This window comes from Streptomyces sp. 12E (assembly GCF_055633275.1).
Genome location: NZ_JBVNCJ010000001.1, coordinates 2,553,760 through 2,569,550, shown reverse-complemented (window position 1 = coordinate 2,569,550; position 15,791 = coordinate 2,553,760). Strand labels below are relative to the sequence as shown.

10 protein-coding genes are annotated in these 15,791 nt (G+C 75.7%); 3 read left to right on the top strand and 7 right to left on the bottom strand.

What is annotated here, in order from left to right; genetic code table 11:
• Window positions 1-484: 484 nt before the first annotated feature.
• From ettA to ACZ8ZB_RS11985, 3 genes are read left to right on the top strand one after another with little or no spacing between them, the layout of a single operon-like run.
• Window positions 485-2,149 carry an energy-dependent translational throttle protein EttA gene (ettA, locus tag ACZ8ZB_RS11995; protein ID WP_470737700.1) on the top strand — a complete coding sequence of 555 codons (1,665 nt, stop codon included), beginning with the start codon at window positions 485-487 and terminating at the stop codon, window positions 2,147-2,149.
• 4 nt (window positions 2,150-2,153) lie between these two features.
• Window positions 2,154-2,576 carry an acyl-CoA thioesterase gene (locus ACZ8ZB_RS11990; protein ID WP_470737699.1) on the top strand — a complete coding sequence of 141 codons (423 nt, stop codon included), beginning with the start codon at window positions 2,154-2,156 and terminating at the stop codon, window positions 2,574-2,576.
• Entirely contained in the window at window positions 2,573-3,238 is a 666-nt protein-coding gene (locus ACZ8ZB_RS11985; protein ID WP_470737698.1) for a DUF8185 domain-containing protein, read from the top strand. Before ACZ8ZB_RS11990 ends, ACZ8ZB_RS11985 begins: the two co-directional genes overlap by 4 nt.
• Window positions 3,239-3,249: 11 nt before the next feature.
• On the opposite strand, the gene ACZ8ZB_RS11980 is transcribed toward ACZ8ZB_RS11985, so the two are convergent.
• From ACZ8ZB_RS11980 to ACZ8ZB_RS11950, 7 genes are all read right to left on the bottom strand, one after another.
• Window positions 3,250-4,218 carry an ABC transporter ATP-binding protein gene (locus ACZ8ZB_RS11980; RefSeq protein WP_470737697.1) on the bottom strand — a complete coding sequence of 323 codons (969 nt, stop codon included), beginning with the start codon at window positions 4,216-4,218 and terminating at the stop codon, window positions 3,250-3,252.
• A 73-nt stretch (window positions 4,219-4,291) separates the two neighbouring features.
• A complete protein-coding gene (locus ACZ8ZB_RS11975; protein WP_470737696.1) occupies window positions 4,292-7,039 on the bottom strand; it encodes an FtsX-like permease family protein in 2,748 nt (915 codons plus the stop codon).
• A 1-nt stretch (window position 7,040) separates the two neighbouring features.
• Window positions 7,041-10,319, bottom strand: coding sequence for an FtsX-like permease family protein (locus ACZ8ZB_RS11970; protein ID WP_470737695.1), 3,279 nt, complete (start codon window positions 10,317-10,319; stop codon window positions 7,041-7,043).
• A gap of 251 nt (window positions 10,320-10,570) precedes the next feature.
• Complete coding sequence (locus ACZ8ZB_RS11965) at window positions 10,571-10,984, bottom strand: globin (protein ID WP_470737694.1); 414 nt, start codon at window positions 10,982-10,984, stop codon at window positions 10,571-10,573.
• 118 nt (window positions 10,985-11,102) lie between these two features.
• Window positions 11,103-12,653 (bottom strand): FHA domain-containing protein, encoded by a 1,551-nt coding sequence (locus tag ACZ8ZB_RS11960; RefSeq protein WP_470737693.1) that lies wholly within the window; start codon window positions 12,651-12,653, stop codon window positions 11,103-11,105.
• Window positions 12,654-12,735: 82 nt separating this feature from the next.
• Window positions 12,736-14,085 carry a vWA domain-containing protein gene (locus ACZ8ZB_RS11955; protein ID WP_470737692.1) on the bottom strand — a complete coding sequence of 450 codons (1,350 nt, stop codon included), beginning with the start codon at window positions 14,083-14,085 and terminating at the stop codon, window positions 12,736-12,738.
• 112 nt (window positions 14,086-14,197) lie between these two features.
• Complete coding sequence (locus tag ACZ8ZB_RS11950; protein WP_470737691.1) at window positions 14,198-15,790, bottom strand: PP2C family serine/threonine-protein phosphatase; 1,593 nt, start codon at window positions 15,788-15,790, stop codon at window positions 14,198-14,200.
• Between the last annotated feature and the right edge of the window lies 1 nt (window position 15,791).

The following is a 15,791-nucleotide window of genomic DNA, read 5'->3' as shown; positions in this document are numbered from 1 at the left end:
TCGGGCTTGAGCCGCGCCGTGCGGGCCGCGGCAGGCGGGTGACCTTCGGCGGGGCGGCGAGGTTCCCTGTGCCGGGGGGGCGACGCCCCGTCCCGTCCCGAGTGCGGCAAGCCCCTGGAGCCGGGTGGCTCCGTGCCGCCGGGCGAGCCGACGACGGGCGGAGGGCCCGTCGTTCTCCGCGGTGGTGGGCCGATCGGCACCCGGTGGCGCCGGACGGACCGGTCGAGGAAGAGGCACTCCGCCGAGCCGGTCACGGCGGCGCGACAGCCCGACGCGTCGGGGGACCGGCATCCCCGGGCCGGGCCGCACGGGGTGCCCAAGGCCGGCCGATGGCGACCGGCAGTGACGGGCGAGCCATACCCGCCGCCGGCGAAGCCCCAGGTCAGAGGCTCCGGACCGGACGGGTTTCCGTCCAGGGGTAGCGGTCGGGCAAGATGGGGTGTATCTGCCCACTGCCAGATTTCAAGCTGCCGGACGGTTTCTCTTGGCTGAGTACATCTACACCATGCGCAAGGCGCGCAAAGCGCACGGCGACAAGGTGATCCTCGACGACGTCACCCTGAGCTTCCTGCCGGGAGCGAAGATCGGTGTCGTCGGTCCGAACGGCGCCGGCAAGTCGACCGTCCTGAAGATCATGGCGGGGCTGGAACAGCCGTCGAACGGTGACGCCTTCCTCACTCCCGGTTACACCGTGGGCATCCTGCTCCAGGAGCCCCCGCTGAACGAGGACAAGACCGTCCTGGAGAACGTCCAGGAGGGCGTCGCCGAGGTCAAGGGCAAGCTCGACCGGTTCAACGAGATCGCCGAGCAGATGGCGACCGAGTACACCGACGAGCTCATGGACGAGATGGGCAAGCTGCAGGAGCAGCTCGACCACGCCAATGCCTGGGACCTCGACGCCCAGCTGGAGCAGGCCATGGACGCCCTGGGCTGCCCGCCCGGCGACTGGCCGGTCGCCAACCTCTCCGGTGGCGAGAAGCGCCGCGTGGCGCTGTGCAAGCTGCTGCTCGAGGCCCCCGACCTGCTGCTGCTCGACGAGCCCACCAACCACCTCGACGCCGAGTCGGTGAACTGGCTGGAGCAGCACCTCGCCAAGTACGAGGGCACCGTCGTGGCCGTCACCCACGACCGGTACTTCCTGGACAACGTCGCCGGGTGGATCTGCGAGGTCGACCGCGGCCGGCTGCACGGCTACGAGGGCAACTACTCCAAGTACCTGGAGACCAAGGCCACCCGCCTCAAGGTCGAGGGTCAGAAGGACGCCAAGCGGCAGAAGCGGCTCAAGGAAGAGCTCGAGTGGGTGCGGTCCAACGCCAAGGGGCGGCAGGCCAAGTCCAAGGCGCGTCTGGCCCGCTACGAGGAGATGGCCGCCGAGGCCGACAAGATGCGGAAGCTGGACTTCGAGGAGATCCAGATCCCGCCGGGCCCGCGCCTGGGCAACGTGGTCGTCGAGGTCAACAACCTCACCAAGGGCTTCGGCGAGAAGCTCCTCATCGACGACCTCAGCTTCACGCTGCCGCGCAACGGCATCGTCGGCATCATCGGCCCGAACGGCGCCGGCAAGACCACGCTGTTCAAGATGCTCCAGGGGATCGAGGAGCCCGACTCCGGGTCCATCAAGGTCGGCGAGACCGTCAAGATCTCGTACGTCGACCAGAGCCGGGAGAACATCGACCCCAAGAAGACGCTGTGGGCCGTCGTCTCCGACGAGCTGGACTACATCAACGTCGGACAGGTCGAGATGCCCTCGCGGGCCTACGTCTCCGCCTTCGGGTTCAAGGGACCGGACCAGCAGAAGCCGGCCGGGGTGCTCTCCGGCGGTGAGCGCAACCGGCTGAACCTCGCGCTCACCCTCAAGCAGGGCGGCAACCTGCTGCTGCTCGACGAGCCGACCAACGACCTCGACGTCGAGACGCTCTCCAGCCTGGAGAACGCCCTGCTCGAGTTCCCCGGGTGCGCCGTGGTCGTCTCCCACGACCGGTGGTTCCTGGACCGGGTCGCCACGCACATCCTCGCCTACGAGGGTGACTCCAAGTGGTTCTGGTTCGAGGGCAACTTCGAGTCGTACGAGAAGAACAAGGTCGAGCGGCTCGGACCGGACGCCGCGCGTCCGCACCGCGCCACCTACAAGAAGCTGACCCGGGGCTGATCTCTTGCGGCACATCTACCGCTGCCCGCTGCGCTGGGCGGACATGGACGCGTACGGCCACGTCAACAACGTGGTCTTCCTCCGCTACCTGGAGGAAGCCCGTATCGACTTCCTGTTCCGCCCGGAGAAGGACTTCAAGCAGGGGTCCGTGGTGGCGCGCCACGAGATCGACTACAAGCGGCAGCTCGTCCACCGGCACCACCCGGTCGACATCGAGCTGTGGGTCACCGAGATCAGGGCGGCGTCCTTCACCCTCACCTACGAGGTGAAGGACGACGACCTCGTCTACGTCCGCGCGTCGACGGTGATCGTGCCGTTCGACTTCGAGGCGCAGCGTCCGCGCCGCCTCACCGCGGAGGAGCGCGAGTTCCTCCAGGAGTACACGGACGACGGCCCGGGCGAAGAGGAGGAGGCCGTCGCCGCATGACGGTGCTCCACCTCGCCGACGAGGGGGAGGCCGCGGATCTCGCGGCCTTCCTCTCCCGGCTGCTGCGCTACGACCGTTCCGCCGCGGTGCGGTTGCAGGCGGCCGGCACGGCGCTCGCCGTCTTCGGCCGGCCGCCCTCCTTCGAGGTGCTCGCCGTCCGCGCCGCACGGCTGGCGAAGCCGTACGAGAACGGGCTGGACGTCACGCTGGACGTGACCGTGTCCGCCGGTGAGCTGCTGGAGTCGGTGGACGAGTCCGCCGCCACGGCCGCCGTGCCGGGCGCGGTGACCGGGCCGCCGTGGGCCGGGGTGCTGCCGCCGCGCGGCGGCTGGCGGGCCGAGCCCGGGCTGCCGGCGCCCGAGGAGCTGCGCGGGCTCGTCGCCGCGTCGGTCGCGGAGTTCCGGTCCCGTACGGAGGAACTGGCGCCCGAGCGGCGCACGCGGGCCGAGCTCGACCGGATCGGACGGGAGATCTGGTCCCGCACGGTCGCGGAGACCGGGCTTCCGGTGCGGGCGGTGCACGCCGCCCAGTCGCTGGGGTTCCTGCGGGGCGGCGCGCAGGGGCTGTTCTCCTCCGGGGCGTGGCTCCGGCTGCGCACGCCGTACGGGTCGGTCGCCGTGCGCCGGGCGGGGCTCGGGGCGTTGGGCCTCAGCGTGCGCTGAGACCGCCGCGCTCACCGCCCTTCGCTGTCGTCCGGACGGACGGCGATGTGGTCGGGTTCCAGTTCCAGCGCGACGCGGTCGCGCATGTGCAGCGCCTTCGTGTACTCGGCGGGCAGCTGCAGGCGGCCCGCGCGGTCCAGCATGGCGTACTCGCGGGCGACGACGGTCTCGTGACCGGTGGCCGCGTCGACCTCGCTGCGGCGCAGCACCTCGGTGGAGGTGCGGCCGTCGCGGATGGCGACCGTGCGGCGGACCTCGCCCGCCACCGCCTGGTCGTGGGTGACGATCACGACGGTCGTGCCGAGCCGTTCGTTCGCGGTGCGGAACGCGGCGAAGATCTGCTCCGCGGTGTGCGAGTCGAGTTCGCCGGTGGGCTCGTCGGCGAGCAGCACCGCCGGATCGCCCGCGAGGGCCACGGCGATGGCGACGCGCTGCTGCTGGCCGCCGGACATCTCGTGCGGGCGGCGGCCCCGGCAGTCGGCTACCTCCAGCAGCTCCAGCAGTTCCAGCGCGCGTCCGGCATCGGCCCGGCGGGCGGAACGGGACCGGCCGCGGCGGCCGGCGAGCCGCATCGGCAGGGCGACGTTCTGCGCCGCGGTCAGATAGGGCAGCAGATTGCGGGAGGTCTGCTGCCAGACGAAGCCGACGACCTCGCGGCGGTAGGCGAGGCGGTCCCTGGCGGTCATCGTGAGCAGGTCGCGGCCGGCCACGCGGGCCGCCCCGGCCGTGGGGGTGTCCAGGCCGGCCAGGATGTTCATCAGGGTCGACTTGCCGCTGCCGGACGCGCCCACGAGCGCCATCAACTCCCCCTCCCGCACCAGGAGGTCGAGTCCCTGGAGCGCCTGCACCTCCACCCCGTCCGCGGCGAAGACGCGGACCAGCCGGTCGCAGGTGATGAGCGCGTCGTGGCCGTAGGCCGGACGGTCGCGGTCGGCGGTGACGCGGCCGGCCAGCTCGGCGAGCGTGGGGTTCGAGGTCATCGGGGGGCCTCCTGCGGAGAGAAGGGAGGGAAGGGGAGGAGCCGGCGCGACGCGAAGGCGGGCGAAGGGGCGTTCACCGGGCGTCCCCGGCCCTCAGCTCGCGCACCGAGCCCCCGCGGCCCGTCCACCACGCCTGTGCCGCCGCGATGCCGACGGTCAAGGCCACCACCGTCAGGGCCGGCACCAGCAGGGACACCGGGTCGGTGCGCAGCGCCGCCCGTCCCGCCGGGGACGAGGATGCGGAGACGGCGACGGTCGTCAGATCGATGCCGGGAGACAGCAGCCGGACGGCGGCCCACGCCGTGACCGTGCCGCCGGCCGCCGCGAGCAGCGCCTGCGGCAGGGACTCGAGGACGAGCAGCCGGCGGCCCTGGGCCCGGGTGAGGCCCATGGTGCGCAGCCGGGCCAGCAGCGCGGCGCGTTCGGGCGCGGCGCGCAGCAGGGTCAGCAGCAGGGCGAGCACGGCGTACCCGGCGCCCGCCGCCACCGCCGCGGTGTAGACGCGTTCGGCGCCGGACTGCAGGGGCGAGTCGACGTACTTCGCGAACTGTTCCGCGCGCAGCCGGACCTGCGCGGTGCCGCCCGCCGCCTCGCGCAGCGCGCCCGCGTCCGGCCGGTCGCCGGTCACCAGCAGCGTGGTCGGACGGGCGGGACCGGCGGGCAGCCCGGAGCGGTCCACGACCAGGAAGTCCAGCCCGGCCAGCACCGGGGTCCGTTCGCGCACCGCCACGATCCGTACGGTGAACCGGCTGCCGTCGTCCAGGCGCACCGGGAACGGCCGGCCACCGTGGCGGTCGGCGACCTCGGGGGAGGCCAGGGCGGGCAGGGTCCCGGCGCCGGAGGCCCTCAGCACGTCCGGGTCGAAGGCGCCGATGCCCGTGTGCCGGCTGAGGGCCGCGTAACCGGCCGGGTCGACACCGGCCACCGGCACGGTCGGCCCGCCGTCCGCGGGGCGGCCCTCGTAGGTGACGCTCGCGGCGGTGACGTCCCGCACGCCGGGTGCGCGGCGGACCCGGTCGGCGAGACCGGACGGCAACGGCCGCAACCCGTCGACGCGGGCGTCCGCGCCGACGGCGAGGACGGCCGCGCGGTCCCGGGCGTCGGCCACCCCGGTGAGGACGGAACCGCCGAAGGCGGCCGTGGTCAGCGCGGTCAGCAGGGCGAGCAGGGGCAGCACCGCGGACCCCGGGGCACGGCCCGCGCGGGCCAGCGCCAGCGGGCCCACCACGCCCCGCAGCCGGCCGGCCGGACCGGCCAGCCCGCGCAACGGCAGCGGATACAGCCGCACCAGCACCAGCGCGGCGATCATCCCCACCAGCACCGGGGCCAGCGACACCAGCCCGTCCCCGGACGCTCCCTCGCCGTCCGGCGTACCGCGCGTGCGCAGCGCCACGACCGCGCCCGCCGCCAGGGCGAGCAGCGTCAGCTCGGCGACCGTGCGGCGCCGTGACGGGCGGGCCGCGGCGAGGTCGTCGCGGGCGGTGTGCACGCGCACCGCGCGGTGCGCGGCGACGGCCCGCAGCGGCAGCGCCACGGAGGCGAGCAGGGCGACGGCGCCGGCGGCGGCCACGGCGTACGACGGCCGGCCCCCGTCGACCGCGAGCAGGGCGGCGGCCAGACCCAGGGCGGCCGCCGGCACGGCGACCACCGCCGTCTCCGCCAGCAGCCGCCCGGTCAGACCGGGCAGGGAGACGCCGCGGGCGCGCAGCAGGGTCAGCTCGGCGCGGCGCCGGCCGGCGGCGAGAGCGCCCGCCATGAGCAGGACGACGGCCGCGACCGTACCGGTGCCGAAGGCGGCGACGGCGACCAGGGGACCGATGACGGAGCGCAGTTCGGTGTGCTCGGCGAGCACCTCGTCGAGCGAGGTCTCCGCGTCCAGGGCCGGCGAGGCGGCCGCACGGGCCCGCTGGAGCAGCGGACCCGACTCCAGGGAGGCGACGGCCGACGTCAGCCGCGACAGGTCGTGACCGTGCAGGGCGGACACCTCGGGGGCCAGCGTCCAGTACCGCTCGGGGAGCCCGCCCGTGCCCAGCAGCGCCGGGGCCGCGCCCGGGGGCAGCAGCAGCGCGCCGGCCCAGAACACGCTGCGCTGCGGGTCGCCGGGGACGGTCAGCAGGTTCGGGCCGCGCAGCACGGGCGTGGTCGACCAGTACGCCCCGCGCGGCGCGCGCGGTTCGACGACGCCGGTGACCCGCACCGTGAGCGGGGCGCGCTCCACACCGGGCAGATGGAGGACCGAGCCGGCCTCGATGTTCAGCTTGCGGGCCGTCTCCGCGGTGACCGCGGCCTCGACCGCCGTCGTCGCCGCGGTGACGTCGTCCGGGGCCTTCGGCAGCCGGCCCTCCCGCAGCCGCGCGTGGCCGGCGAGCCCGCTCGGGGCGACGAGGTGGAACTGCGGGGCGATCCCGTCCGGCCGGGACAGGTACGGGTCCGGGGCCGCCAGCCGCCGGGTGGTGCGCACCCCGTGGGACGACTGCCCGGCATCGAGCGGCAGGGAGCGTCCGGGCAGCGCGAGGAGCTCGGCGTAGGGGGCGCGCACCGCGTCCGGGCGCAGCCGCTCCTGCCACTCCTCCGGCGACATGAAGACCTCGTCCTGGGAGGCGTACAGCTGGACGGTGGTGCGGCCGGGCCCGGCCGTCTCCACCGACCGGCGCAGCCCCGCGTCGCCGTACCGGTCGACCGCGAGCGGCAGCGCGGCGGCCAGGAACGCGGTCACCGCCACCAGCAGCGCGAGCGCCGCCGCCGCACCGGGGGCCGCCCGCAGCCGGGTGCGCACCCAGGGCGCGGTCACCCGCGCTTGTTTTGCGGTCCGCCCGGTCACGTCACTCGCCTCCCCGTTCCCGCAGCGACGTCACCGGGTCCGCCCTGCGCAGGGCCAGTACGGCCGTGATCAGCAGGGGCGCCGCGGCCACGGCGGCCAGGAGGACGGCCACCCGGGCGGGCGGCAGCTCCACCAGGACGCCGGGGACCGGGCGGGTGGCCTCCGAGGTCAGCACGGTCAGGGGGATCACCGCCCGGGCCAGCACCGCGCCGAGCAGGACGCCCACCGCCAGCGCCAGACCGACCAGTACCCCCTGCTCGACCAGCACCACCCGGGCCAGCCGCCGCCGGGAGGCGCCGAGCGCGCGCAGCACCGCGAACTCGGCGGACCGCTCCCGCAGCGACCCCGCCGCGCTCACCGCGAACCCGACCGCCGTCAGCGCCGCCGCGGCGAGGGCCGCCGCCCCGAACGCCGTCCCCGGCCCGGCGCCGAACGGGTCGTCGCGCAGCTCCGCGGCGATCTCGTCCCGCACCACCACCCGGGACGGATCGATGTCGGGCCGGCCGCGCAGCGCCCCCGCCACCCGCGCCGACGCGCCCGGCGCGGTCGCCAGCCACCACTCGTCCGGCAGCACGGTCTCCCCCTGGCGCGCCTGGATCATCCGGTTGACGGAACGCAGGTCGACGAGCAGGGCCCCGCCGTCGTCCTTCCCGCCGGCCGGCGCGGACGGCAGCTCCCGCACCGCCCGCACCAGCCGCAGCGGCACGGTGGACCCGCCGATCCGCACGTCCACCCGCTGCCCCGCACGCGCGCCCGTGGAGGCGAGGTAGCGGTCCGTCGCCACGGCGGCGACCTCGGACGGCGACGGCTGCGGCACCTGGAGGCCGATCGTGAGCGGTGACGGCTGCCAGGCCAGCTCCGACGGGAGGTGACCGGTGCCGTAGACGACGGTCGTCGGAGCGCCGGGGACCACGCGGGGCCGGTCCGGCCCGGTGCCCCCGCCCGGGGAGGACACCGCGCGACCGGCGCGGACGGACAGCTTCCACTCGTCCGGCAGCGGCAGCTCCCGGTCCCGGCCGCCGGCGTCCGTGGCGGTCAGCGCCGCCAGGGTGAGGCGGTGCCGCTCGGCCTTCCCGACCGGCTGGGTCAGTTCCAGCCGGAGCCCGGTCAGCGTCAGCGCGCCCACCGGCGCCTCGGCGGCCGCCGTGAGGTCGCAGACGAGGGCGTGGGGCCGTCCGTCGGCGGGCAGCCCGCCGAGACCGAGCGTGTACGGGGTGCCGTGGGAGTCCTCCACCGTGGCGGTGGCCGTGACCGGGGCCCGCGCGTCCGCGCCCCGCAGCGCCGCCGTCAGCGCCAGCCGCGCGGTGCCCGCCGGGACGCGGACCCCCGCCGCGGCGCCCCTCGGAGACAGCCCGGACACCAGCGAGGGCACCGGTTCCGGCGCCAGGTCGGGGCGCATCAGCAGCGTGTCCGCCGCGTGCGCGGTGTCCAGCGCCAGCACGGTCGCCGTCCGCCCGCCGGACAGCGGCACGGTCGTACGGGCGGCGGGGGCGGCCTCGCGCACGCCCGGGACGGCCGCGTACGCCTGGGTACGGCCGAACCCGCCCTGCCCGGCGGTGGTCACCCGCACCGGCGCACCGGCCCGGAAGTCCGCCCGGTCGTCCTGCGAGCGGTCCCACGAGGAGCCCTGACCGATCGCCAGCGTGCCCAGTGCCACGGCGAGCACCAGCAGCAGCACCGGGCCGGCCCCGCGCATCGGGCGGCGGCTGAGCTGCCAGCCCGCCAGCGCCCCCGGCAGGCCGCGACCGCGGGCCGCCCGCCGCTCGGCCAGCCGCGCCACCGGCGGCAGCAGCCGCAGCGTCAGCACCGTACCGGCGAGCAGCGCCAGCGCCGGGGCGACCACGAGCAGCGGATCGACGCCGAGGTCCTCGCCGACGGCGCCGGAGGGCCGGCGGCTCAGCCGCCAGTACGCCACACCGGCCACCACCAGCAGGCCCACGTCCGCGCCCGCGCGCACCAGGCCCGGCAGCGGCTTGGCACGGCCGGCCGTGAAGGAGGAGACGAGAGCCGGGACCGTGACGGCCAGCGCGCAGCCCAGCGCCACGCCCGCCGCCGTCAGCCACACCGCGCCGCGTCCGGCGACCGCGCCGACGGAGGCGTCCAGGCGCAGCCCGATCCGGTCCAGCGCGCCCTGCCCTGCCAGCAGCCGGGTGAGCGGTCCGGCGAGCAGCGGGGCGCAGGCCGCCGCGGGCACGGCCAGCAGCAGCGCCTCCAGGGCGGCGAGCCGGGCCACCTGGGCGCGGGAACCGCCACGGGCCCGCAACAGCCGGGTCTCGCCCGCGCGTGCGGTGCTCAGCAGCCGGGCCACCAGCAGCAGGGCGCACATGGCGAGGAGGGCGAGCTGGAGCGCGATGACCAGCAGCGTGGAGCGGGAGACGAACAGGGAGCGCTCGATGCGGTCCAGCGCGGCGGGCAGCTCGCTCGTGGCGGTCGCCGTGCCGTCCAGCGCCCCGGCCTCGGGCAGGGCGGCGACGCCCCGGCGCACCGCCTCGCGCAGCGCGTCGATCCGCCCGGTCGTCATCGCCGAGAAGTCGGCCGACGCCAGCCAGCCCGAGGGGCCCGTGCTGATGTGGTCTCCGGTGAACACGGCGGGGGTGGTGAGCAGGGGGCCGTACGTCGTGAAGTGGTCCGTGACGATCCCGCGGCCGTTCAGGTCGTCCAGCCGCCAGTAGGGCGCGGTGGTGTCCACGGGCCGGTACAGACCGGTGATCCGGACCTTCGCGGGCGGTCCGTCGAGCCGGTCGTCCAGGGTGAGGCGGTCGCCCGGTTCCAGGGCGAGGGCCCGGGCGGCGGTCTCCGGGAGGGCGGCCTCGATCTCCGTGCCGACGGCCCGTGCGGGCATGCGGCCCTCGGTGATCCGTACCTGGGTGCGGTCCAGGGCCGCGAAGTGCGTGAGGTCGGGTTCGTCCGCCTTCGCGCGTTCGTCCGGGGGGCGGAGGGAGCCGGGCAGGGCGTACGGGCCGGAGCGGGTGAGGGTGCGCAGCGTCACCGGCAGTCCGTCGAAGGCGTCCCGGGCGCCTTCGCGCACGGCGGTGTCGGCGGCGGCGCGACGGTCCGGCGGGAGGGCCTCGGCCTCGACGGCGAGCGTGGTGTCGGCGGCGGTGCGGGGGGCCGCCAGGGCGTGGCGCAGGGACGCGTCGCCGATGGCGGTGGAGTAGGCGGTGAGGGTGGCGAGGACGGCCGTGGTCAGGAGGACGGTGAGGAGGGCGGCCGCGAGGAGTGGTGCGTGCGCGCGTGCGCGGGCGAGGACGAATCCCGCCGAGCTCCCTGCGGATGGCACCGCAACCCCCCGTGGCTGTCCGGACCTTCGGGTGATGCTGTCAGAGGGGGGTGCCGGAGGTAACCGTCCGGGGCGGGGACTTGACCGGATCGTGATCGGAAACCGGCGCCGGGTGACCGGAATGCGATGGGGAAGGGGGGAGGGTTCTCTTCGCCCCCGCCGCCCCTTCCCGTCCGTCCCCAGGGGGCTCTGCCCCCTGGACCCCCGCTCCTCGAACGCCGGAGGGGCCGGATCGCGCCGGTGGGGTCGTCTCAGTCCGGGGAGTTGATCATCGACGCCGCCGCGTACGTCAGGTACTTCCACAGGGTCTGCTCGTGTTCCTCGGACAGGCCCAGTTCGTCCACGGCGTCGCGCATGTGCTTCAGCCAGGCGTCGTGCGCCGCCCGGTCGACCTTGAACGGGGCGTGACGCATCCGCAGCCGGGGATGGCCGCGGTTCTCGCTGTACGTGGTCGGACCGCCCCAGTACTGCATGAGGAACAGCGCGAACCGCTCCTCGGCCGGGCCCAGGTCCTCCTCGGGGTACATGGGCCGCAGCAGTGGGTCGTCGGCCACTCCCACGTAGAAACGGTGGACGAGCCGACGGAAGGTCTCTTCCCCGCCGACCTGCTCGTAGAAGGTCTGCTCCTGAAGCGTGCCGCGCCGAATCTCTGTCACGCCGTCCATGGTCTCAGACGCGACGGCATAGGACCGGAGGCCTAGGACCGGCCCACCGCGGAGGCGCGGGCGGGCAGGCCGCGGCGCGAACGCCGCGGCCTCACGACCGGTGCCCCGGGGGCCGTGCTCAGCCCCGGTGGATGGTGATCGTCGTCCAGGCGCCCACGTGGACCCGGTCGCCGTCCTGGAGCGGGACCGGGACGAACGGCTGGATCGGCTCGTCCGAACCGTTGACCGTCGTGCCGTTCGTCGAGTTCTGGTCGACGACCGCCCACGTGCCGTCCGGCTGTTGCACCAGCACCGCGTGCTGGTGGGAGACGCCCGGGTCCTCCGGCGGGGTCGACAGATCGATGTCGGGGGTGTCGCCGGTGGAGTGGCGGCGGCGCCCGATGGTGATCTGGTTGCCGGTGAGCGTGCGCTGCTGCTCGGGCGAGTACGCGGGCAGGTTCAGGCCCGCGGCCTCGGGGCCGGAGCGCTGCATCATCGCCATGAAGTACTCGCGGTCCGGGCCGATGGTCGCGGTCCAGGTCGCGGGGCCCTGCGGCGGCCCGGGCTGCTGCGGGAAGCCGCCGGGGCCGGGCGGAGCCTGGGTCGCACCGGGCTGCGGGTAGCCGTAACCGCCGCGCTGACCGGGGCCGTTCGGACCGCCGGGCCCAGGGCCGGGCCCAGGGCCGGACCCAGGACCGGGGCCACCGGGCCCACCGGGTCCGCCGGCCGGCGGGGAGATCACCCAGTCGTCGTCACCGCCGCCGAAGGGCGGTCCGCCCGGCTGGGGGCGGCCGGTCGTCTCCTGCGGGAATCCGGGCGGGGCCGACGGCCCGGACCGGAACGCCTGCGGGGCACCGGGACCGTTCGGACCGCCGGGCCCACCGGGGCCGTTCGGAGCACCGGGCCCACCAGGTCCACCAGGCCGACCGGGGCCGTTCGGACCGCCGAAGGCGCCAGGTCCACCGGCCCCACCGAAGCCGCCGGGACCACCAGGTCCACCAGGCCGACCGGACCCGCCGGGGCCGTTCGGACCGCCGGACCCGCCGGGGCCACCGGGGCCGTTGGGGCCACCGGGGCCGCTCGGAGCACCGGGCCCACCAGGTCCACCAGGCCGACCGGGCCCACCGGGGCCGTTCGGGCCGCCGAAGCCACCGGGTCCGCCCGGGCCGGGCGAGGGCGGTACGGAGCGCGAGGGGTCGCCGCCGAAGCCGGGCGGGCCCGGCGGGATCGGCTCGGCGGGACGGTTCATCTGCGAGGGACGCGAACCCTGGTAGTCGTACGCGTCACCGCCGCCGTACGACGGTCCGCCGGGCGGCTGCTGGAAGGGTCCGCCCGGACCCGGACCCGGACCCGGACCCGGACCGGGGGCCGACGGGCGCGGGGCGGCCGGGGTGTACGAGGTCGCCGTGTTCGTCAGGAAGTTCCACCGGCACTCCTCGCAGAACGGCGCCGCGCCCTCGCGCGGCGTACGGCACTGCGGGCACAGCTCCGGCCGGCCGCCACCGGGGCCGCCGAAACCACCGGGGCCGGCGGGGCCGCCGGCGGGGCCGCCGGGCGGGGGGAATCCGTAGCCGCCGCCGGGTGCGGGCGGCGGGGGAGGAGGCGGGGGCACGGCACCCGCCATGCGGTGACCGCACACCTCGCACCAGTCGTCGGAACCCGACTGGTGTCCGCTCGGGCAGGTCGGCATGTCGGCGCTTCCCCCTCTCCTCGTCCGGCCGGTTCCGGCCGGTTTCTCCCACCCCGAGGGGTCGGGCTCGATTACTTACGGATCACTTCTTTACACGAACAGTCTTTGTCGACCGAGTCTCGAGCGTCATCTCGTCGGCCTCCTCGACCTTCGTCTTCAGTCGCACAGTACCCGTCGCGGCGTCGACCACGTCCACCACCTTCGCAAGCAGTTTCGCAGTATCCGCGTTGCCGGACACGCTCGCGAGCTGAACGGCCCTGCCCAGTTTGGCCGTCGCTCCGCCGATATCTCCCCCCTTGCTCAGGTCCAGGCCCTGCCGGATGACTTCCGCCAGTTCCGCCTGCCCGGTGTAGTGGGCGACCTGGGGGTTGATCGCCGTCGAGGCGGCCATGTCGTCCGTCCACACGGCCCGGACCAGACCCTGCGCCCCGAGGTTGCGCACGCCGCCGTCGGACGGCTGCGGGATCACCAGCGACACCCGGGCCGCCAGCATCTCCTGCCCGATGTCCGCGGGCGGCACCTCCACGCAGACGTGGTAGTCGCGGGACTCGTCGCCCCAGGAACCCAGCGGGTAGTCGCCCGCGCGCGGGCCCGCATCCGTGCGGCGGCCGGTCAGGTCCTCGACCGTCGGCGCGACCTGCTTGACGAACCTCACCGTCGCGCCGACCGGGGTCCACAGCCGAAGCGAGACGTCCGCGACCTCCTTGCCCATCGCCGTCTCCATCATCCGCGTGAAATCGGCGGGGAGACCGGCCGGGTCGGCGACGATGTCGGCGGTGCCGAGGAGGGCGGAGGCGATGGCTGTGACTTCTTTCACTTCCCAGTCGGTGCCCACACCCCGGGCGTCACAGGTGAACCGTCCCGCGCAGGCGTCCAGGGCCGCCTTCAGGTCCTGCGGCGACTCGTGCTCGTTGCGGCCGTCGGTGAGCAGGATGCCGTGCCGGATCGCCACGTCCGCCGACGCCAGCAGCCGGTCGGCCAACCGCAGCCAGGTGCCGATCGCCGTGCCGCCGCCCGCGCTCAGCTTCCGCAGCGCCTGCTTGGCCCGCTCCCGCGTGCCGGCGCCGGCGACCGCCAGACCGCCGCCGCCCGGATACACCTCCTCGGCCACGTGCGTGCCGCCGACCACCGCGAAGTTCACACCGTCGCGCAGGGCGTCGATCGCCGCGGCCGTCGCGTCGCGGGCGTTGCGCATCTTGGTCGGCGGATAGTCCATCGAGCCCGAGCAGTCGACCATGAGGACCACCGCCGCCGACGGCCCCTCACCGGGCGAGTAGAGGTGGGGCGCCGCCACCGCGCTGCCGATGGTGCCGCCGCCGGTCGCGGTCACCGTGACGACGGCGTTGACCTCGCGGCCGCCCTCCGGCAGGTACTCGTTCTGGTACACGTCCACCGAGAACTGCGGCACGTTCGATTTCGAGAAATTGGCCATGCCTGGTTCGCTCCCCCTTGGCTGCCCCGGCGGCGCGGGACGACGACGGATGACGGACCGGTCCCCTCCGGTCCGTCGGGACTTCTCCGTGCGAGGCGGCCCGCAAGCGGCCTCAGGCCGATCCTGCCCCCTGCGGGACGGCGGGGAACGGGACGAGGGCCACTGTTACGTTGTCGTGGCCCCCGCCGTCGAGGGCGTGGCCGACCAGCACCCGGGCGGCGTGCAGCGGTCGTACGGCCGCGTCCGCGGGCACCACCCCGGCCATCTCGCCGGCCGACTCCGCGTAGTTCCACAGGCCGTCCGTGCAGACCACGACCACGCCGGGCCGGTCCGGCTCGAACGAGGCGGTGTGCGGCTCCAGTTCGTACGCGTCGGCGCCGAGCCAGCCGGTGATGGCGTGCGCGCGCTGGTCGGCGTACGCCTCGGCCTCGCCCATCAGGCCCGCGGCGACCATCTGCGCGGCCCACGAGTCGTCCTCGGTGAGCCGGGCCGCCCGGACGGAGCGGTCGACCGGCACCCAGTAGACGCGGCTGTCGCCGACCCAGCCGACGACCAGCAGACCGGCCGTCACCACGGCGCCGACGATCGTGCACGCCGGGGCGTTCTGGTGCGGGGCGTGCTCACGGGCCGCCGCGGGCTCGTCGGCCAGCGCGTTGACCGCGTCGGAGGCGGCGACGATCGCGTCGTGCATCGCCTGCCGCGGGTGCGTGCCGCGTGGCAGGGCCGCCAGCAGGGACTCGCTCGCCGCACGGGAGGCGGCGAGTGACGCCTCGTCGGGACGGGTCGCGGAGGAGACGCCGTCGCAGACGATCGCCACCGAGGCGGGGGAGCCGTCGGACAGCGCCGTGACGCCGACGGCGAAGGCGTCCTCGTTGCGGTGGTGGCGCAGACCGCGGTCGCTGACCGCGGCCACGGGCCCGCACTCCTGTTCCATGTGGTCCCGTTCGCGTGGCTGGGCGTGGCCGCAGTTCTCGCAGTAGCCGTCGTCGTCGACCCGGCCCGCACGGCAGGCCACGCACACCGCGGCGCCGTCGGCGGCCGGCCGCTGCTCGGCCGCCACCCGCGGGTCCGGCGCCTGGAGCGGGTACTCGTCGGGCTGCGCGGCCGGCCGGCCGGCGGCAGCGGACCCCTCCTCCGGCTGCGCGCGCCGGTCGAAGCGGACCCCGGACGACGGCGCGGGGGACGCCGCGGGCGGGGGAGGGGGTACGGCGCCCTGCGCCGGGGGCGGCGGGACAGGGGCGCCCGGTACCGGGAGAGGCGGAACGGGAGCACCCTGGGCCGGGGGCGGTGGCGACACGGGGGCGCCCTGCGCCGGGGGCGGCGGGACAGGGGCGCCGGGCGCCGGGGGCGGGGGTGGGGGCGTCACCCCGGCAGCGGACGGCGGCACTTGGGCGCCGGACGGCGGTGCGGGGGCGCCCTGGACCGGTGTTCCGCGGCCGGCCGGGGCGTCGGGCACGGGAGAGCCGTCCGCGCCGGGCCAGGCCGGCGCGGCGGGCGGGGCCGACGGCGGCCGGGGCCGGTCACGGTCCGTCAGGACCTGCGACGGCACCGAGCCGTTCACGGCGATCGTCGGCTCGTCCCGTGGCCGCACGGGGACCACGGACAGGTCGTATCCGCACGCACCGCAGAAACGGTCACCCGACTCGAGGGGTTCCTCGCAGCTCGGGCACTTCGTCAGAGCGGCCTGCTGAGGCATCTGCGACATC